Origin of the sequence: Actinoallomurus acaciae, assembly GCF_042429965.1 — a bacterium.
Taxonomy (GTDB): domain Bacteria; phylum Actinomycetota; class Actinomycetes; order Streptosporangiales; family Streptosporangiaceae; genus Actinoallomurus; species Actinoallomurus acaciae.
Map to the genome: position 1 here is coordinate 1 of NZ_JBHLZP010000041.1, position 18,340 is coordinate 18,340.

Consider the following 18,340-nt stretch of genomic DNA (forward strand, 5'->3'; position numbering starts at 1 on the left):
CGCCGCCGGCGGCCGTCGTCAGCTCGACGCCGGGCAGCTCGGCCCGCAGCGCCGCGGCGACCGTGGGCACCTCCACGCCCATCGGCAGGTCCGGATACCGCGCGGCCATGTGGTTGGGGAACGTGTAGCAGCCCATCATCGCCCGCGGGTCGTCGGCGAGCGGGCCGGTCACGGCCACCCGCCGCGCCCCCAGCGGGAGCACGCCGTCGTTGGCGAGCAGCACGACCGACTCCTCCGCGAGGCGGCGCGCGAGGTCCCGCAGCTCGGGCGGGTCCAGATCGGTCGCCTCCGGCTCCTCCACCCGATCGTCCAGCAGCCCCAGCTCGCACTTGAGCGCGAGCACCCGGGCGACGGCCCGGTCGAGATGCTCCTCGGGCACCGCCCCTCGCCGGACTCCGTCGACGAGCGGAGCGCCGTAACAGCGCACGGTGGGCAGCTCGACGTCCATGCCGGCGCGCAGCGCGAGCGCGGCCGCCTCCCCGGGCGAGCCCGCGACCCCGTGCATCTCCTCCAGGAAGGAGATCGCGAAGTAGTCCGACACCACGATGCCGGAGAAGCCGAGCTCCTCGCGGAGCAGCCCGGTGAGCAGGCGCTCGTCGGCGGCCGCGGGAACGCCGTCGACGTCGGCGTAGGAGTTCATCACCGCACGCGCGCCGCCCTCGCGGAGCGCCAGCACGAAGGGTTCGAGGACGACGTCGGCGAACTCCCGCGGGCCCATCGGCACCGGGGCCATGTTGCGGCCCCCGCGTGAGGCGGAGTATCCGGCGAAGTGCTTGAGCGTCGCGACCAGGCCCGAACGCTCGAGCCCGCGGACGTAGGCGGTGCCGACGACGCCGACGAGACAGGGGTCCTCGCCGATGGTCTCCTCCGTACGGCCCCAGCGGTAGTCGCGGGTGACGTCGAGGACCGGCGCGAGGCCCTGGTGCACGCCGGCGCGCCGCATGGTCGCCCCGATGGCGGCGGCCATCTCCTCGACCAGGCCCGGGTCGAAGCTCGCGCCCCAGGCGAGCGGGCAGGGGAACACGGTCGCGGTCCAGGTCATGAAGCCGGTGAGGCACTCCTCGTGCGCGATCGCGGGGATGCCGAAGCGGTTCGCCTCCGCGACCCGCGCCTGGAGGTCGCGCAGCCGCGCCGCGCCGTCGGCCGGCCGTACCGGCGCCGTGCCGAAGACGCGGGTGAGCTGGCCGAGCCCGTGCTGGAGGATCTCCTCGAGCGGCGGCGGCTCGCCGAAGTCGTCGGGCAGCGGCGCCACCTCCTCGCCCTCGCGCGCGGACTCGGCCCAGTAGCCGACGAGCTGCCCGGCCTTCTCCTCGACGGTCATGCGGTCGAGCAGATCGGCGACCCGCTCGGCCACGGGGAGCCGGGGGTCGCGCCACGGCTCGTGGGCGCGGAGCGTTTCGGCCATGAACGGCCCTCCCTAGGCGGCGGGCGGCGGCGCGGTGGACAGCCGGACCCGCAGATCGGTGGCGAGCTCCATGCGAGGACTCACGAGAGCCTCGCCGTCGAGCTGCTGGAACAGCATGCGGGCCGCGAGCCGGCCCATCTCCTCCAGGGGCTGACGGACCGTGGTCAGCGGGGGCGACAGCCACTGGCACAGGGGAAGGTCGTCGAAGCCGACGACGCTGAGGTCGTCGGGTACCCGCAGCCCGGCCTGCCGGGCGGCCTCGTACGCGCCCATGGCCTGCTGGTCGCTGCCCGCGAAGATCGCCGTCGGCCGGTCGTCCATGGCGAGCAGGTCGCGGGAGGCGCGGAACCCGCCCTCGTGCCGGAAGTCGCCGTACAGGACGAGCCGCCGGTCGAACTCGATGCCCGCGCGCTCCAGCGCGGCCCGGTAGCCGTCGACGCGGGCCTGGGTGCAGAGCATGCTGCGCGGGCCCCCGATGGCCGCGATGCGCCGGTGGCCGAGCGACAGCAGGTGCTCGGTCGCGGCCAGGCCGCCCGCCCAGTTGGTCGCGCCGACGCTGGCCACGTCGGTGTCGGGCAGGTCGACCGGGTCGATGACGACGAGGGCGACACCCGCGCGTTCGAGCTGCTCGCGCTGCTGCGGCGTCATCCGCGAGGTCACCAGGATCACGCCGTCGCTGTCGTGCATGGTCGTCATGGAGGTCCAGCTGGGCGGGCGCGCGTCGTCGTCGCGTACGAGGGAGACGACGGTGCCCGTGCCGCGATCGGCGCACTCCGACTCGACGCCGCGCAGGATCTCCACCGCCCACGGGCTGTCCAGGCCGCCGATGACCAGGTCGACCAGCCCGGAACGACGCGCTCGGCGACCGCCCGGCGCGAGGTAGTTGTGCGTCCTCAGCAGGTCCGCGACCCGCTCACGCGTGGCGGGCGCCACGTCGGTGCGGCCGTTCAGCACCTTCGAGACGGTGGCCTGGGAGACGCCCGCCTCCGACGCGATCAGGGCAAGCGTGGGTCGTGTGGGCTGCTCGCTGATGGCACTACCTTCCTTCTCTGCGCCGGCCGGTGATCACGAATGCTATCGCAAACTTTCGAAGCGGCACAGACCGTCATATCCAGCGGATTAGCCGAGGATAATTCACGAATACGTAACAGGGGGTTGACCCCCGTACCCGCCTTTTCTAGGGTACGGCAGCAATAGGTGTCGATAACTTTCGAAAATCTATCGCCCGCGTTCTCGGACCGTTCTCCCACCCCCAGCCAAGGAGGTCCTGATGGGCGAGACGCCCCTCTCACGGCGCACCTTCCTGTCCGCTGCCGCGATCACCGGCCTGTCCGCGCCCCTCCTCAGCGCCTGTGGCACCTCGGGCCCGGCCGGGGCGAAGGGAGGCGGGAAGACCGTCCAGGCCTGGGTTCTGGTCGACGAGGCACAGAACCGCGTGCAGAACGTGGCGATCGACGACTTCAACAAGGGCTCCTCCGGCAAGGTGAAACTGCTGCCGATCTCCAGCGACGGCGCGGTCTACGCCGACAAGCTGCGGGTGAGCATGGGGTCGCCCAACCCCCCGGACCTGCTGTTCAACTGGGGTGCCGGCAGCATCCGCAACTACGTGCAGGCCGGCGGACTGGTCGATCTGAGCTCGCAGCTGAACGCCGACCCGAGCTGGAAGAACTCCTTCCTGCCCTCGGTGCTGAACGCCGGGCAGATCGACGGGAAGTACTACGGCATTCCGATGCGCGGCATGCAGCCGGTCGTGCTCTTCTACAACAAGACGCTCTTCGCCGAGCAGGGCCAGAAACCGCCGGCGACCTACGACGACCTGCTCAAGCTGGTCGACTTCTTCAAGGGCAAGAGGATCCAGCCGTTCGCCCTCGGCGGCCTCGACCAGTGGCCCGAACTCATGTGGCTGGAGTACCTCGTCGAACGCGCCGGCGGCCCGACGGTCTTCGCGAACATCGCGGCGGCCAAGCCCGGCGCCTGGAGCGACCCGGCGATCGTCACGGCCCTGGGGCAGATCCAGGACCTGGTGCGCCGCGGCGCGTTCGGCACGAACTTCAACTCGGTCAACTACGTCAACGACGGCGCCGGGCTGCTGTTCGCCAAGGGCAAGGCGGCCATGCACCTGATGGGCAGCTGGGAGATCTCCAACCAGGTCGACCGGCACCGCAAGTTCGCCGAGAACGACCTCGGCTTCGCGCCGTTCCCGTCGGTGACCGGCGGCAAGGGCGACCCGAACGCCGTCGTCGGCAACCCGACCAACTACTTCTCGGTCAGCACCAAGTCCGTTGACACGGACGCCGCCATCGCCTTCCTCAAGAAGGAGATGGCCGCGCCCGCGTACGTGGACGCGCTCATCAAGTCCGGTGACGTGCCGGCCGTGACCGGCATCGAGGCCAAGCTTTCCGCCTCGCCCCAGCCGGAGTTCGCCCGCTACGTCTACCAGCTCGTGCAGAAGGCGCCGAGCTTCACGCTCTCGTGGGACCAGGCGCTGTTGCCGCAGTTCAAGACGCCGCTGCTGTCGAACCTGCAGAAGGTCTTCGCCGGCAAGCAGACCCCGCAGCAGTTCGTCACCGCACTGGAGTCGGTGAAGTGACCGCCGCGCTCCCGGTCGCGCGTCGCGGGGGCGTCCGTGCGGCCGGGAACAGCACCGACCGGGCGGCGCGGCCGGGTGTGCTGTGGGTCGTGCCGGCGACGCTGTTCTTCATGCTCTTCGCCGGGCTGCCGCTCGTGCTCGTGGCGGTGCTGTCGTTCACCTCCTGGAACGGCCTCGGCACGCCGAGGTTCAACGGCCTGGACAACTGGAGCCGCTTGCTGTCCGACTCCTCGGTGTGGCAGTCGCTGCGGATCAGCGCGATCCTCACCGTCCTGTCCTGGGCGGTGCAGACCCCGCTGGCGCTGCTGCTCGGCGTGTGGGCGGCCGGGCGGCAGCGCAACCGGGCGGTGCTGTCGTCGGTCTTCTTCCTGCCGCTGCTCATGTCGACGGCGGCGATCGCCATCACCTGGCTGACGCTCCTCGACCCCAACTTCGGGCTCGCCGCCAAGTGGGGCCACTACATCGGCTTCCCCGACGGCAACATCATCGGCAGCCCGCGCGGCGCGCTGGGATGCGTCGTCGTGGTCGTCGCCTGGCAGTTCGTGCCGTTCCACACGCTGCTCTACCAGGCGGCCACGCGGCAGGTCCCCCAGTCGCTGTACGACGCGGCCACCGTCGACGGCGCCGGGCGCGTGCTGCAGTTCCGGCACGTCACGCTGCCGCAGCTGCGCAACACCATCATCACCTCAACGGTGCTGATGCTCGTCGGATCGCTCACCTACTTCGAGACCGTGCTGATCCTCACCGGAGGCGGCCCGGGGAGCGCGACGAACATCCTGCCGCAGCACATGTACATGACCGCCTTCCGCGACTACCAGATGGGGTACGCCAGCGTGATCGCGCTCGCCCTGGTCGCGCTCGGCACCGCCCTGTCGCTGCTCATCGTCCGTTTCTCGGGATTCGCCAAGATGCGCAGCACACTGGAGGGGATCTGAGGATGGCCGACGTCAGGCCGAGGGGTGCGCGCGGCGGCCGCCGCCCGACCGAGCGGCCGAACTGGGCGGCGGGCGCCGCGGCCGTCGTCTGGCTCGCGTTCGTGATCATCCCGATCTACCTCATGGTCAAGGACGCCCTGCAGACCACCGACTCCTACCTCGACGGCGGCCCGCTGTCGCTGCCGCGGCACGTCACCGGGCACAACTTCGCCGACGTCTTCGACCGGGGCTTCACGCGCTACCTGATCAACACGGCCATCGTCACGGTCGCGAGCGCCGCGCTGACCGTGCTGCTCGCCTTCCCGGCCGCGTACGCGATCGTGCGGTCTCGCAGCCGGACGGTCTCGGGGATCTTCCGGCTCTTCCTCGCCGGCCTGGCCATCCCGGCGCAGGCCACGATCATCCCCGTGTACCTGCTGATCACCCGCATGCACCTGTACGACTCGCTGACCGCGATCGTGCTGCCCACGGTCGCCTTCGGGCTGCCGCTCAGCATTCTGGTGCTGGCCTCCGCGCTGCGGGACGTGCCACGGGACCTGTACGAGGCGATGACGCTCGAGGGCGGCGGGTCGGTGCGGCTGATGTGGAGCCTCGCGCTGCCGCTCAGCCGCGCCTCGCTGACCACCGTGGGGGTCTACTGCGCGCTGAACGCCTGGAACGGCTTCCTGTTCCCGCTGATCCTCACCCAGTCCGACGAACAGCGGGTGCAGACGCTCGGCCTGTACAACTTCCAGGGCCAGTTCAGCTCGAACATCCCCGGCCTGATGGCGGCGGTGCTGCTGTCCGCGTTCCCGATCTTCGTGGTCTACCTGTTCGCCCGGCGCTGGCTGGTCGCGGGCATGGCCGGCGTCGGGGGGAAGTGAGCTCAGCGTCCGCCCGTACGGTGCTCGCGCAGGAACGCCGCGATGCGCCGTGCGGCTCCCGCGGGGTCGCCGACCGGATGGCGCATCGCGGCGTTGTGCCAGTCGAAGTCGGTGCCGGACTCGCTGACGAAGACGTACAGCGGGACACCGGGGACGTCGGTGGTGACGGTCAGGCCGGGCAGTGCGTCGCGAAACCCGACGTTCAGCCCGAGCCCGGCCAGCTCCTCGTACAGCTCACCGAGCAGCCGCAGCTCCTCGTCGTACCGGATCGCGTGTCGCACCGCCTCGCCGCCTTCCTGCTCGCCGGAGGGGGACGATCCGCAGACCGTCCCATCTCCTCATACGCAGGAAACCGGGCAAATGGTTCATCTCGGCCGACGCGCGTGACGGGGCGGCGCGCTCAGGAGACCTGGTCGACGGCGCGGCGCGGAGCGCGGAAGACGCGGACGACCTCGCTGACCCGGTCGGTCAGGATCTCCTCGGTCCGGTTCTCGTACGTCCCGCGGCCGGCGCGGCGCTGCGCCCAGCGGGGCACCGGCGTGGCCGTACGGTTGGCCGCGTGCCAGCGGTCGGTCAGCTCGCCCAGGCTCTGCCGCGCCTGGGCGAACGTGTGGCCGGGCAGATCCACCTGCCGTGACTGGCGGGCGGCCGTCTCCGCCGACTGGTAGGCCTTCGCGGCCTCCACGGCCTGGCTCTCCTTGCGTGCCGGGCCGACCATGCTGATCACGGTGGTCAGCATCGCCGCCGACAGGGCGAGCGCGCCGGCGATCACCGGGAACCGGTCCCCGGCGAGCGCGATGCTGCCGGCCACCCCGGCCGACACGACGGCGGACGCGCCGAGCCCGAGGTTGATGAACCGCCAGATCCGGACGGTCTCCCACTGTGCCTGCGCGGCCCGCGCGCAGATCTCCTCGATCCGGCAGAACTCGGCCGCGACCGCGATGCGCCACGTGGGCTCGATCCCGCCGAACAGCTCCTTTTCGGCCATGGGGCTTCTCCGATTACCTCGCCGATGATGAGCCAGATGATCCAGCGGTCACCGCCGGACCGTGGCCGCGACAACGGAAACCGGGAACGCCCTTGACTAGAGCTGGAGCTTCAGCCCCTCGTGAGTGAGCTCGAAGCCGAGGGACTCATAGAAGCGGATCGCGTCGGAGCGGCGTTTGTCGGAGGTGAGCTGGACCAGACCGCATCCGCGCTGTTTCGCCTGGTCGACCGCCCAGGTGATCATCTCGCGGCCCAGGCCGCGGCTCCGGTGGGCGGAGGCGACGCGCACCGCCTCGATCTGGGCGCGCTCGGCGCCCATGCGGCTGAGCCCGGGGATGTAGGTGAGCTGTAGCGTGCCGGCGACCTCGCCGGCGAGGTCGGCGACCACCAGGTGGTTGCGCGGGTCCGCGTCGATGTCGCGGAACGCGGCCAGGTAACGGTCGGACTCGCCCTCGCGGCCGGCGCCGATCACGTCGTCCGCCAGCAGGGCGACGATGGCGGGCACGTCCTTCTCGGTGGCCGAGCGGAAGATCACATCGGTTGGCACGTGAAACACCCTAGTGAGGATTGACACGACCTCGCGTAGTACTACAGTTGGTAGTACTACAATGTGTCAATACGTCGATGGAGGCGGCAGTGACCGCACCGCCCGTGCTGGTGTCTCCGACCCGCCTGCTGGACCACCGTCTAGAGGAACTCGTCTCCGCGGAACTGGCCCGGCTGGCGCGCCGGGCGCCCGCACTGGCCGACGACCACCTCGGTCTCGTCCAGGCGTCGCTGCAACAGATCATCAACCGGCTGCTGCCGGCCCGGGGACGCGTCAGCGCCTCTCCCGAGGCCGTGGCCGCCCTGTTCGACCTGGAGTGGGTGTGAACATCGAGCACTGGACGGACCTCGCGGCCTGTCGCGGCGAGGACCCCGAACTCTTCTACCCGGTCAGCGCCACCGGCCCGGCCTTGATGCAGGTGGAAGAGGCCAAGCGCGTGTGCGCGGGCTGCCCGGTCACCACGGACTGCCTGAAGTGGGCCCTCCGCGCCGGCGAGCCCGCCGGCATCTGGGGCGGCACCACTCCGGAGGAACGCCGCTACCTGCGCCTCAAGCCCCTGCCCGCCGCCCCCGCCTGGTACTGACCGCCCATCGACGGCGGCCGCCCTCTGTCCGAACTTTCGCGGATTCGCGTCGGTGCCCTTATTTCGAGGACACAGCGGGGGACGTACCGTTGCTGCATGACCGACGCCTCCCTCCCCACGCGCTCGCCGAGTGACGGGATCACCGGGCATGCCTCGCGTGTGGTCGGTGCTCTCTTCATGACGTTCCTGCTGCTCGGCACCTGCTGGGCGGTGGAAGTGGTCAACTACGCCGACGACGGCGCGCTCAGCGGCCGTTACGGCATCCAGCCGCGCGACACGGGCCAGATCTGGCACATCTTCACCGCGCCCTTCCTCCACGCCAACCTCGACCACATCATGGCCAACTCCGTCCCGTTGGCGATCTTCGGTTTCCTGGCCGCGCTGCGCGGGGTGTCGCGGTTCGTCTCGGTCAGCCTGATCATCATCGTGGTGAGCGGCCTGGGCGTCTTCTTCCTCTCCGCGCCCGGCAGCGTGACCGTGGGGGCCAGCGGTGTGATCTTCGGGTACTTCGGCTACCTGCTCGCCCGCGGCTTCGTCGAACACCGGGCCTTCGACATCGTGGTCGCCGTCGTCATCGCCGTGTTCTACGGCACGATGATCTTCGGTGCGCTGCCGGGGCAGCCCGGGATCTCGTGGCAGGCGCACATGTTCGGCCTGATCGGCGGCGTCATCGCCGCCTGGATGACGCGGCAGCGCGGCTCTACGCTCGTACGCTGACGTCGGTGACGGTCGCGTCGCGTGGCGTCTGCAGGGCGTTCACGATCACCGTGGCGACGGTGTGCGGGGACATGAACTCGTCCGGGTCGTACTCCTCGCCCTCGATGGCGCGCACCTGACGCTGCATCTCGCTCGCCGTACGGCCCGGGAACACCGACGTGACCCGCAGCTCCGGCTCCTCCGCGCGCAGCGAGTCGGCCAGCGCGCGCAGCGCGTGCTTGCTCGCCGCGTACGCGCTCCAGCCCGGCTTGGAGCGCAGCCCCGAGCCGGAGTTGACGAACACCACGTGCCCGCGCGCCGCGCGCAGCGACGGCAGCAGCAGCCGGGTCAGCTCGGCGGGTGCGGCGGTGTTCACCAGGAGCTGGTCGAGCCAGTCGCCGGGCCGCAGCTCCTCGACCGTGCCGAGCCGGATGTCGCCGGCGCTGTGGATGAGCCCGTCCAACGGCGGGAGTTCCGCCTCGCCGAGCGCCGGTTCGATGCGCCGGGGGTCGGTCAGGTCCAGGACGAGGGTGCGCACCCGTTCGCCGCCCGTGTCGCCGGCGATCCGGCGGGCGGTGGCGTCGAGGCGTTCGGCCGAGCGCCCGGTGAGGATGACGTGATGTCCGGCCTCGTGCAGAATCTCGGCCACGGCCGCGCCGATGGCGCCGGTGGCCCCGGTGATCAGGTAGGTGCCCACGTCACCATCCTTACGCACGCCGCAGGACGCGGGCGACACCGGCGATGAGTGCGGTCGCCAGGATCCAGCCCGCGCCGGTCAGGCCCCATGCCAGCCAGTCCGTCCAGCCGGCCGGGTCCCAGGCGCTGCGCTGCCCGAACGTCTCCAGCGGCAGCATCAGGTCGAGCGTGTAGACGAACGCGTGGAAGTGCGGGCGTTCGCCCGGCTGCCGGATCGTGTGCGGGTGGTAGACGCTGAAGACGACCGTGCCCACGGCCACGAGCAGCACGAGCCACAGCCCGGAGATCCACGGCCGGTAGCCGTACCCGACCGTCCAGTCGAGCAGCACGCCCCACGTACGGCTGACCGGGTTCAGGTGCCGCCGGCGCGCCCGCTGCTTGACGAGCTGGCACCGGCGCGCGAGGTCCTCCCGGCCGATCTGGCGCAGCCACGTGGCCAGCTGCTCGTACGGCTGCGGGCGGAAGCCCTGCGGGTCGCGGCCCACCCAGTCCAGCCGCTTGGCCTCCGGCTCGCCGCGCAGCGTCTGGTAGACGAGCCCGTTCAGGCGAAGCGTCTCCGGCCAGACGTCCGCTCGGTCGAGGATGACGTCGATCGTGGAGTACCCCAGCGTCACCTCTCCCCGGATCGGCTCCCGTGGCGTGAGGATCAGCTCTTCGACCTGGGCGTGCGAAAGGTGCAGCGCGCGGCGGCCCGGTGCGCTCACCGCGCCGTCGTCGAAGGAGAGCGTGCCGGTGACGCGCGTGCCGCGCAGCCGTACGGGACCGAGGGCCGTGAAGCCACGGCTGCACTCCATCCGGTCCTCGACGACGAGATTCTCCCCGTCCAGGGCGTAGCCGTCGGCGTCGCGCAGGGTCGTGCCCTCGAGGAAGAGCCCACCGGTCATGCGGGCGCCGGTCAGCCGTACGCCACCGGTGATGTCGGACTCGCGCACGAACGCGCCGACATCGACCGTCAGCCCGCCCGCGAACAGCGCGTACCCGCCCGGGTTGCGGACCTTCGCGCCGTTGAGCCGGAAGCCGCCGGAGATGTACCCGCGGGTCAGCCGGATCTCGCCGTCGATCTCCGATCCGGACAGGCTGAAGAACCCGTCGACGCGCAGCCCGCCGCCGTCGAAGCCGGGCATCGCGCAGTCGCCGAACCGCATCTGCCGGGCACGGGCGTTGGAGAAGTCGGGCGTCTGGTCCAGGACGCAGCGCCGCAGGCGGAGCTCGCACCCGACCTCGCCGCCGGAGACGTTGAGCTCCCCGGTGATCCGGGCCCCGCTGAGGCGTACGGCCGGCACCCGGCCGGGCGCGTCGTCATGCGCGCCGAGCATAAGGGCCGCGATCACCTCGGCCCGTACGGTCCGCCCCGGATCATCCGTGCCGTCGGGCCGGTCGTCTCCGAGGTCGATGGGTGTGCCGGTGGGGTAGGCGTCCCAGAGCCGTCGTTCGACCGGGGTCAGGTCGGGCCGGTCGCGCTTGAGCCAGGCGACGACGGAATCCCAAGCATCGGCCACAGACCGTCATCGTAGAGGTTCCGGCGCATGATGGGCCTCATGGGGGCGAAATGGGGCGGAACGGGTGTACCTCGTGCATCCCGTGCTCGGTCACGATGTACGTCGACTCGGGTACCTCGTTCCACGCGCCGGGAAGGTCCCGCAGCGGCTCGGAGACGACGATCCGCGCGTCGTCGGACAGCCGCTCCAGGGCGAAGACCTCCGGGTGCAGTTGCCGGAGGCTGCGCACCTCGGTGCTGTAGAACAGGGAGCGCGACCGGCTCTGGCTGGAGTACCGGAAGGACCACACCCGCTCACCGTCGGATGTCGCGACGGTCATCTGGACCGCTTGCTCGACGCCGTGCAGCCGCCCGGTCCACTCGACGAAACCCACCATCCGCTCGACCGCCGCGGGCGGGTCCTGGCGCAGCCCGAAGGTGAGCGCGAGGAAGAACATCACCTCCGAGTCCGTCGACCCCTCGATCGAGGGGTAGAGGTCCGGATCGACGGCGAACACGAGGTCGCGTTTGAGGCGGCCGAACTCGCTGATCGCCCCGTTGTGCATCCACAGCCACCGGCCGTACCGGAACGGGTGGCAGTTGGTCTGCTGCACCGCGGATCCGGTGGAGGCGCGGATGTGCGCGAAGAACAGCCGCGATCGGAAATGGCCGGCGAGCTCGCGCAGGTTCAGGTCGCTCCATGCCGGTATCGTGCTCCGGACCACCGTGGGCGGGACGCCACCGTCGCCCTCGTACAGGCCCAGACCGTATCCGTCGCCGTTGGTGGTCTCCGCTCCCAACCGGGCGAAGCGGCTCTGCTCGATCAGCGAGTGCTCCGGTTCGTAGAGGAGTTCGTCGAGAGGGATCGGAGAGCCGGTGTAGGCGAGCCATCGGCACATGTGTGCCCTCTACCCCCATCGGCGAGCCTGGTTGCCCAAGGCAACGGAAAATTCACCTCTGATGTTTGTATGTCCGGTTACCGACGGGTAGCATCATGCGTGTTACTAGCCGGTACGCAAGGGCAGGACCGCCCGCCCGAGAGCTACGGGGTGCTTCATGGGCCATTACAAGAGCAACCTGCGTGACATCGAGTTCAACCTCTTCGAGGTGCTCGGTCGTCAGGACATCCTGGGCACCGGACCCTTCGGCGAGGTCGACGAGGCGACGGCACGCAGTGCTCTGGAAGAGGTGAACCGCCTCGCGACCGACGTGCTCGCCGAATCCTATGAGGACGCGGACCGGCACCCCCCGGTCTTCGACCCGGCCACCAACACGGTCACCATGCCGGACGCGTTCAAGAAGGCCTTCAAGGCCTACTTCAACGACGCCGAATGGTGGCGGCTCGAACTGCCCACCGAGCTCGGCGGCATGCACGCGCCCCGCAGCCTGCACTGGTCCGTCGCCGAGCTCATCCTCGGCGCCAACCCGGCCATCTGGATGTACTCCAGCGGCCCCAGCTTCGCCCAGCTCCTGTGGGAGATCGGCACGCCCGAGCAGAAGAGGCTCGCCGAGCTCGCCATCGAGAGCCACTGGGGTTCGACCATGGTGCTCACCGAGCCGGACGCGGGCTCCGACGTCGGCGCCGGCCGTACGAAGGCGATCGAGCAGCCCGACGGCACCTGGCACATCGAGGGCGTCAAGCGCTTCATCACCAGCGCCGAGCACGACATGGCCGACAACATCCTGCACTACGTGCTGGCCCGCCCCGAGGGCGCCGGGCCGGGCACCAAGGGCCTGTCGATGTTCATCGTGCCGAAGTACCTCGTCGACGCCGAGACCGGTGAGCTCGGCGAGCGCAACGGCGCGTACGTCACCAACGTCGAGAAGAAGATGGGCCTGAAGGCCTCCACGACCTGCGAGCTCACGTTCGGCGAGAAGCACCCGGCGGTCGGCTACCTCGTGGGCGGCGTGCACGAGGGCATCAAGCAGATGTTCATGATCATCGAACAGGCCCGCATGATGGTCGGCACCAAGGCGATCTCCACGCTGTCCACCGGCTACCTCAACGCACTGGAGTACGCCAAGGAGCGCGTGCAGGGCTCCGACCTGACCAAGATGGCCGACAAGGCCGCGCCGCGCGTCACCATCACCCACCACCCCGACGTACGCCGCCTGCTCATGCTGCAGAAGGCCTACGCGGAGGGCATGCGGGCGCTCGTCCTGTACACCGCGACGTACCAGGACAAGCTCCAGATCGCCCGCGCCGAGGGAAGGCGCGACGAACTGGCGGAGAAGGTCAACGACCTGCTGCTGCCGATCGTCAAGGGCGTCGGCTCCGAGCGGGCGTACGAGATGCTGACGCAGTCGCTCCAGACGCTGGGCGGCTCGGGCTTCCTCCAGGACTACCCGATCGAGCAGTACATCCGGGACGCCAAGATCGACTCCCTGTACGAGGGCACGACGGCGATCCAGGGCATGGACTTCTTCTTCCGCAAGATCCTGCGCAACAACGGTGAGGCGCTTCAGCACCTCGCCGCGCAGATCAAGGAGTTCGCCGAGAGCGACGCGGGCAACGGTCGCCTCAAGCAGGAGCGCGCCCTGCTCGCCAAGGCCGTGGACGACGCGCAGGGCATCGTGACCTCGATGGTCGGCTGGGCGATCGGCTCCATGGAGAAGCCGGAGGAGATCTACAAGGTCGGCCTCAACACCACCCGCCTGCTCATGGTGCTCGGCGACGTGGTCATCGCCTGGCTGCTCTGCCGGCAGGCCGAGGTCGCGCTGAACCGGCTCGGCGAGGAACTGTCCCCCGCCGACCAGGCGTTCTACCGCGGAAAGGTGGCCGCCGCGCAGTTCTTCTGCGGCACCCGGCTGCCCACGGTCGCCGCCGAGCGCGCCATCGCGGAGGCGGCCACCACCGATCTGATGGAACTCCCCGAAGAGGCTTTCTGAGGCGATGGCCTGATACGCCGCCGACGGAACCATTTCGTATGTCCCGCCGCCCCTGGTTCAGGCGGCGGGGCATACGTCATCATCGGTGTCGATAGGGTGGTGTGCCGCAGCAGTCGGGTGTTTACTCGAAGTGAATTCCGGGCCCGGTCGGGGCTCCGGAGGTCGGAGGCATGGTGGGCTTTGGCGTCAGCATCTTCCTGATCACACTTGGGGCCATCTTCAAGTGGGCCATCAAGGCGCACCTCAGCGGCATCGATCTGCCCGCTCTCGGTGTGATCCTGATGGTCGTCGGCGCCGCATCGTTCCTGCTGCAGATCATCATGATGAGCCGCAGCCGCAACCCGAGACGCGGTGCCGAGGTCATCAACGACGACCGCAACCAGCCGCCGGTCTGACCATTCGTGCGTCCGGGAGCCTTTGACCTCGGCGGTGGCATCCAGGCCAACGACGTTCAGGGGGCGGCGATGAGCTCGCCGTCGTCGGCGCGGTAGACGAGCATCCGGCCCGGCCGGGGAGTCACGTGCAGTGTGGCGCCCGGCTTCGGCTCCCGGCCTTCGGGGACGGTCAGCTGGACGTTCGGGCCCGTGGTCGCCAGGGTCACCAGCGACGTCGTGCCCAGGTTCTCCACGATCTCGACCGTGCCCTTGATGCCCTCGTCGGACTCGGTCAGGTACTCCGGCCGGATGCCGACGATCACCTTGTCGCCGGGGGCCAGCTCGGTGACGATCTCCTCCGGCACCGGCAGCCGTACGCCCGCGACGTCGATCCGGTGGCCCCACGACGTCGCGGTCTCGCCGTCGCCGGGCACGCACTCGCCGTCGAGGAGGTTCATCGGCGTCGAGCCGATGAAGCCCGCGACGAAGACGTTCGCCGGTCGCTGGAACACCTCGCGCGGCGTGCCGAGCTGCCGGATGCGGCCCGACTCCATGACCGCGATCCGGTCGGCCAGGGCCAGGGCCTCCGCCTGGTCGTGCGTCACGAAGACCGTGGTCACGTCCAGGTCGTGCTGGAGCTTCTTGAGGAACGTACGGGCCTCCAGCCGCAGCCGCGCGTCGAGGTTCGACAGCGGCTCGTCCAGCAGGAAGACCGTCGGCTGCGCCGCCATGGCGCGGGCGAGCGCGACGCGCTGCTGCTGACCGCCGGACAGCTGCGCCGGCCGCCGCTCCATCAGGCCGCCGAGCGAGAGTCCCTCACCCGTGGAGGCCGCCTTGGCCCGGCGCTCCGCCCGGCCCACCTTCTTGATCCGCAGCGGGTAGGCGATGTTGTCGGCCACCGTCATGTGCGGGAACAGCGCGTAGTCCTGGAACACCATCGCCACGTCCCGCGCGCCCGGCGGTACGCCGGTGACGTCGCGGTCACCGATGCGCAGCGTGCCGGACGACGCCGTCTCCAGGCCGGCGATCGTGCGCAGCAGCGTCGTCTTCCCGCACCCGGACGGCCCGAGCAGGGCGAAGAACTCCCCGTCCTGGATCTCCAGTGACAGGGCGTCGAGTGCCGTCACGCCGCCGTCGAAGACCTTGGTCACCTCCTCCAGTGAGACCTTCACGCCTTGATCCCTCCGTGGAAGCGGAAGCCGTACCGGCGGCTGACGAACAGGAACATGATGACCACCGGGATCGAGTAGAGAAGCGAGAACGTCGAGATCAGCGCGAGGTTCGGCTGACCTCCCTCGGTGTAGAAGTTGTTGAGTGTGACCGCCGCAGGCTGCTTCTCCGGCGTCCGGTACAGCAGGAACGGCATGAGGAAGTTGCCCCACACGTTGACGACCGCCCACACGGCGATCGTCGCGAGGCCCGGCCGGACGTTCGGCAGCACCACGTGGCCCAGCACCTGGAACGAGTTGGCCCCGAACACCCGTGCCGACTCCTCGTACGACTTGGGCATCGTGTCCATGAAGTCCTTGAGGATGAAGATCGCCGCGGGCAGCAGGCCGCCGGACATGACGAGGATGACGCCGATGTCCTTGTCCAGCAGGTGCAGCTTGAACATCAGCTGGAAGATCGGCACCATCGCGGAGGTCCCCGTGATCACCGAGGACAGCAGCAGGAGCAGGTAGAGGATGCCGTCGCGGCCCGGGATGCGCACCCGGCTCAGCGCGTACGCCGCGAGCGCCGCGGCCGCGACCGTGATCAGCATCGTCCACAGCGACAGCACGGCCGAGTTGTACAGCGACGGCAGCGCGTTCGGATCGTCGGTGAGGTGCTTGAAGTTGCCGAGCGTGAAGTCCGGCCACGAAACGGACAAAGTCGGGTTCCGCGTGAACGGCGCGGTCACCAGCCACAGCATCGGCAGCGCGAAGAACGCCGTGACGAGCGCGACGAAGACGTAGAAGCCGATGCGCCGCACCACCTGGACGGGACTCACGCGCGCCTCCGCAGGATCCGGATGTAGGCGAGCGCCAGCAGCAGGTTGATCACCAGCATGATCAGGGAGATCGCGCTGGCGAAGCCCAGGCGTTCGCCCGGCAGGGCGGTCAGGTAGATGTAGACGGGCAGCACCGCCGAGGCGCCGTGCGGCTCACCCTTGGTGATCAGGTACGGCGTGAAGTCGTTGAACGTCCACAGGCTGATCAGCAGCGTGTTGGTCAGGATGTGCCCGCGGATGCCGGGCAGGACGACGTCGCGCAACTGCTGCCACCCGCTCGCGCCGGCCAGCCGCGCGGACTCCAGCTGGCTCGGTGGCACGCTCGACAGCGCCGCCGTGAACAGCATCATCGAGAACGCCGTGCCCCGCCAGACGTTGAAGACGATCAGCGAGCCCATCGGGTGGTCGAACCACCAGTCGCGGCCGGGCGTGTGCAGGATCGCATCCAGCGTGCCGCCCTGGTCCTTCAGGAACGCGATCCACAGCCAGGCCACGACGACGCCGGGCAGGATCCAGGCGAGCAGCACGAGCGTCTCGACGAGCGCGCGGGCCCAGCGCCGCGCCGAACGCAGCGCCCAGGCGAGGACGAAGCCGAGGACGTTCTGCCCGATGACCGCCGAGCCGAGGACGAACAGCAGCGTACGGCCGAGGGCGTCGCGGAAGTCCTTGTCCCCGAGCGCGTGCGTGTAGTTCGCGGTGCCGACGACCTTCGGGTGCGCGGCCTGGACGCCGGTGAGCCGGTAGTCGGTCAGCCCGAGGTACAGCGTCCACAGCGCCGGCAGGATCAGGAAGACCGTGATGAGCAGCAGCGCGGGCACCACGAAGGCCAGCCCCTGCCGCCGGTCTCCGCCGCCCGGCACCTCGCCGTCGAGCGAGCCCCGGGCCGGCGGCAGTTCCGTCCGCTGGGCCATCAGCCGGTGGCCACGTTCCCGGCGCCACCGACGGCCTGTGTCAGGTTCTGCTGGTAGGTCTTGATCGCCTTGTCCACGCTGTCGCCCGCGACGACGTCACCGGTCGCCTTCTGCAGCGCGGTCGACACCTGCGGGTAGGCGGCGAGGCCGGGCCGTACGTCGGTGATCGGCAGCACCTTCGTGGCGATGAAGTTCAGCACGGGGTCGCTGCCGAGCAGTTCGGCGTTGACGTCCTGGCGGGGACTGATGCCGACCGCGGAGCGCTGGACCTCGTCCTTGACCGCGTCGTGGGAGCCGATGAAGCTCAGCAGGTCCCAGACGAGTGAGGCGTTCTTGGTGTGCGGGTTGATCACCCAGCCGGAGCCGCCGGACATGCTGACCGTGCTCTGGGCGCGGACGCCCTTCCCGGGGGACTGCGCGGGGATCAGCGCGTAGCCGACGTCCTTGTCGCGGTCGGGCATGGGGTCGATGCCGTCCTTGGGATTGACCACCGAACGCCAGAAGTAGTCGCTCTCCAGCAGGATGCCGACCTTGTTCTTGGAGAACCGCTGGAACGACTCGTCGCGGCCCTGCGGGTTCTGCTGGAGCCGCGGGTCGCCGAGCCCGCTCGTGTACACCTGCCGGTAGAGGTCGAGCACGCTCCTGATCGGCGCGGTGTCGCCGAGCCACCGGCCGTTCTCGTAGATCTCGTGGCCGGTGCCTGCGAGCAGGGGGAGGAAGCCCTGCATCGTCGTCGCCTCGGTCATCGCGGTGCCGGCGTTGAGCTGGATCGGGGTGACACCGCTCAGCGACTTGAGCTTGCGGCCGGCGGCGAGGATGTCGTCCCAGCTCTTCGGCTGCCAGTCGGCCGGCAGGCCCGCCTTGGCGAACAGCTGCTTGTTGTAGAAGATGACCCGGCCGTCGGTGCCGATCGGCAGGCCGTACTTCTTGCCGTTGAAGGCCATGATGTTCTGTACGGGGCCGGGGATCTGTTGGAGGCCGTCCCAGCTGTCGACCTGGGGACCTACCACCTGGTCGAGCGGTTTGATGTACCCGGCCTGGGCGAACTCCCCGACCCAGATGCCGTCGATGGAGATCAGGTCGGCGCCGCCGCCGGTCTTCAGGTCGAGCGCGGTCTTCTGCTTGTACGGGGCGTCGTCCACACCGGTGCCCTCGAAGCGCACCGTGACCTTCTTGCCCTTGGCCTTCTCCATCGCGGTGAACTTGGGGATCACGTAGTCGGTGATCCACTCGGCACCGTTGGAGTTCTTTCCGCCCCTGACGGAGTTGGCGCTGATCCGGATCGTGGTGCCGCCGCCACCGCTCGCACCACCGGAGCATCCGGTCGCCGCGAGACCGGTCGCCGCGATCAGGGCCGCCACCCGCGTGATCTTCATGCCGCAGCCTCCCAGGCAGGC

20 protein-coding genes are annotated in these 18,340 nt (G+C 69.8%); 8 read left to right on the plus strand and 12 right to left on the minus strand.

Annotation, left to right across the window (positions count from 1 at the left end):
• Both ACFFNX_RS08225 and ACFFNX_RS08230 read right to left on the minus strand, forming a co-directional pair.
• A partial coding sequence (locus ACFFNX_RS08225; protein WP_378197676.1) for a glycoside hydrolase family 3 protein occupies positions 1-1,405 on the minus strand: 1,405 nt, incomplete at its 3' end.
• 12 nt (positions 1,406-1,417) lie between these two features.
• Positions 1,418-2,437, minus strand: a complete 1,020-nt coding sequence (locus tag ACFFNX_RS08230) for a LacI family DNA-binding transcriptional regulator (RefSeq protein ID WP_378197736.1) — start codon at positions 2,435-2,437, stop codon at positions 1,418-1,420.
• Between the two features lie 238 nt (positions 2,438-2,675).
• Between ACFFNX_RS08230 and ACFFNX_RS08235 the strand changes: the two genes are divergently transcribed.
• From ACFFNX_RS08235 to ACFFNX_RS08245, 3 genes are read left to right on the plus strand one after another with little or no spacing between them, the layout of a single operon-like run.
• Positions 2,676-3,995 carry an ABC transporter substrate-binding protein gene (locus ACFFNX_RS08235; protein ID WP_378197679.1) on the plus strand — a complete coding sequence of 440 codons (1,320 nt, stop codon included), beginning with the start codon at positions 2,676-2,678 and terminating at the stop codon, positions 3,993-3,995.
• Positions 3,992-4,930, plus strand: a complete 939-nt coding sequence (locus ACFFNX_RS08240; protein WP_378197681.1) for a carbohydrate ABC transporter permease — start codon at positions 3,992-3,994, stop codon at positions 4,928-4,930. The genes ACFFNX_RS08235 and ACFFNX_RS08240 overlap by 4 nt, the downstream gene beginning before the upstream one ends.
• 2 nt (positions 4,931-4,932) lie before the next feature.
• The gene (locus ACFFNX_RS08245) at positions 4,933-5,793 is read left to right on the plus strand and encodes a carbohydrate ABC transporter permease (RefSeq protein ID WP_378197683.1); all 861 of its coding nucleotides are present in this window, start codon (positions 4,933-4,935) and stop codon (positions 5,791-5,793) included.
• Positions 5,794-5,795: 2 nt separating this feature from the next.
• Here ACFFNX_RS08245 and ACFFNX_RS08250 read toward each other — a convergent pair whose 3' ends face one another.
• The 3 genes from ACFFNX_RS08250 to ACFFNX_RS08260 all read right to left on the minus strand — a co-directional run bounded on the left by ACFFNX_RS08250 (position 5,796) and on the right by ACFFNX_RS08260 (position 7,327).
• Positions 5,796-6,074 (minus strand): hypothetical protein, encoded by a 279-nt coding sequence (locus ACFFNX_RS08250; RefSeq protein ID WP_378197685.1) that lies wholly within the window; start codon positions 6,072-6,074, stop codon positions 5,796-5,798.
• A gap of 119 nt (positions 6,075-6,193) precedes the next feature.
• Entirely contained in the window at positions 6,194-6,781 is a 588-nt protein-coding gene (locus ACFFNX_RS08255) for a hypothetical protein (RefSeq protein ID WP_378197687.1), read from the minus strand.
• Positions 6,782-6,877: 96 nt separating this feature from the next.
• Positions 6,878-7,327, minus strand: a complete 450-nt coding sequence (locus tag ACFFNX_RS08260) for a GNAT family N-acetyltransferase (RefSeq protein ID WP_378197689.1) — start codon at positions 7,325-7,327, stop codon at positions 6,878-6,880.
• 89 nt (positions 7,328-7,416) lie between these two features.
• Between ACFFNX_RS08260 and ACFFNX_RS08265 the strand changes: the two genes are divergently transcribed.
• The 3 genes from ACFFNX_RS08265 to ACFFNX_RS08275 all read left to right on the plus strand — a co-directional run bounded on the left by ACFFNX_RS08265 (position 7,417) and on the right by ACFFNX_RS08275 (position 8,627).
• Positions 7,417-7,653, plus strand: coding sequence for a hypothetical protein (locus ACFFNX_RS08265; protein WP_378197691.1), 237 nt, complete (start codon positions 7,417-7,419; stop codon positions 7,651-7,653).
• Entirely contained in the window at positions 7,650-7,910 is a 261-nt protein-coding gene (locus ACFFNX_RS08270) for a WhiB family transcriptional regulator (protein ID WP_378197693.1), read from the plus strand. Before ACFFNX_RS08265 ends, ACFFNX_RS08270 begins: the two co-directional genes overlap by 4 nt.
• A 96-nt stretch (positions 7,911-8,006) precedes the next feature.
• Positions 8,007-8,627 (plus strand): rhomboid family intramembrane serine protease, encoded by a 621-nt coding sequence (locus ACFFNX_RS08275; protein ID WP_378197695.1) that lies wholly within the window; start codon positions 8,007-8,009, stop codon positions 8,625-8,627.
• On the opposite strand, the gene ACFFNX_RS08280 is transcribed toward ACFFNX_RS08275, so the two are convergent.
• Genes ACFFNX_RS08280 through ACFFNX_RS08290 form a run of 3 tightly spaced genes read right to left on the minus strand, consistent with a single transcriptional unit; the run spans position 8,611 to position 11,678 of the window.
• The gene (locus ACFFNX_RS08280) at positions 8,611-9,303 is read right to left on the minus strand and encodes an SDR family oxidoreductase (RefSeq protein ID WP_378197697.1); all 693 of its coding nucleotides are present in this window, start codon (positions 9,301-9,303) and stop codon (positions 8,611-8,613) included. The genes ACFFNX_RS08275 and ACFFNX_RS08280 overlap by 17 nt on opposite strands.
• Before the next feature lie 10 nt (positions 9,304-9,313).
• Entirely contained in the window at positions 9,314-10,801 is a 1,488-nt protein-coding gene (locus tag ACFFNX_RS08285; RefSeq protein WP_378197700.1) for a hypothetical protein, read from the minus strand.
• 37 nt (positions 10,802-10,838) lie between these two features.
• Entirely contained in the window at positions 10,839-11,678 is an 840-nt protein-coding gene (locus ACFFNX_RS08290) for a class II glutamine amidotransferase (protein WP_378197702.1), read from the minus strand.
• 157 nt (positions 11,679-11,835) lie between these two features.
• Here ACFFNX_RS08290 and ACFFNX_RS08295 point away from each other — a divergent pair, with 157 nt between their 5' ends.
• Both ACFFNX_RS08295 and ACFFNX_RS08300 read left to right on the plus strand, forming a co-directional pair.
• Positions 11,836-13,668 carry an acyl-CoA dehydrogenase gene (locus tag ACFFNX_RS08295; RefSeq protein ID WP_378197704.1) on the plus strand — a complete coding sequence of 611 codons (1,833 nt, stop codon included), beginning with the start codon at positions 11,836-11,838 and terminating at the stop codon, positions 13,666-13,668.
• Between the two features lie 170 nt (positions 13,669-13,838).
• On the plus strand, positions 13,839-14,063 hold the full coding sequence (locus ACFFNX_RS08300) for a DUF6458 family protein (protein WP_378197706.1): 225 nt from the start codon (positions 13,839-13,841) through the stop codon (positions 14,061-14,063).
• A gap of 56 nt (positions 14,064-14,119) precedes the next feature.
• Here ACFFNX_RS08300 and ACFFNX_RS08305 read toward each other — a convergent pair whose 3' ends face one another.
• From ACFFNX_RS08305 to ACFFNX_RS08320, 4 genes are read right to left on the minus strand one after another with little or no spacing between them, the layout of a single operon-like run.
• The gene (locus ACFFNX_RS08305) at positions 14,120-15,214 is read right to left on the minus strand and encodes an ABC transporter ATP-binding protein (RefSeq protein ID WP_378197708.1); all 1,095 of its coding nucleotides are present in this window, start codon (positions 15,212-15,214) and stop codon (positions 14,120-14,122) included.
• The gene (locus ACFFNX_RS08310; protein WP_378197711.1) at positions 15,211-16,032 is read right to left on the minus strand and encodes a carbohydrate ABC transporter permease; all 822 of its coding nucleotides are present in this window, start codon (positions 16,030-16,032) and stop codon (positions 15,211-15,213) included. The genes ACFFNX_RS08305 and ACFFNX_RS08310 overlap by 4 nt, the downstream gene beginning before the upstream one ends.
• On the minus strand, positions 16,029-16,943 hold the full coding sequence (locus ACFFNX_RS08315; RefSeq protein WP_378197713.1) for a carbohydrate ABC transporter permease: 915 nt from the start codon (positions 16,941-16,943) through the stop codon (positions 16,029-16,031). Before ACFFNX_RS08315 ends, ACFFNX_RS08310 begins: the two co-directional genes overlap by 4 nt.
• On the minus strand, positions 16,943-18,319 hold the full coding sequence (locus ACFFNX_RS08320; RefSeq protein ID WP_378197715.1) for an extracellular solute-binding protein: 1,377 nt from the start codon (positions 18,317-18,319) through the stop codon (positions 16,943-16,945). The genes ACFFNX_RS08315 and ACFFNX_RS08320 overlap by 1 nt, the downstream gene beginning before the upstream one ends.
• Between the last annotated feature and the right edge of the window lie 21 nt (positions 18,320-18,340).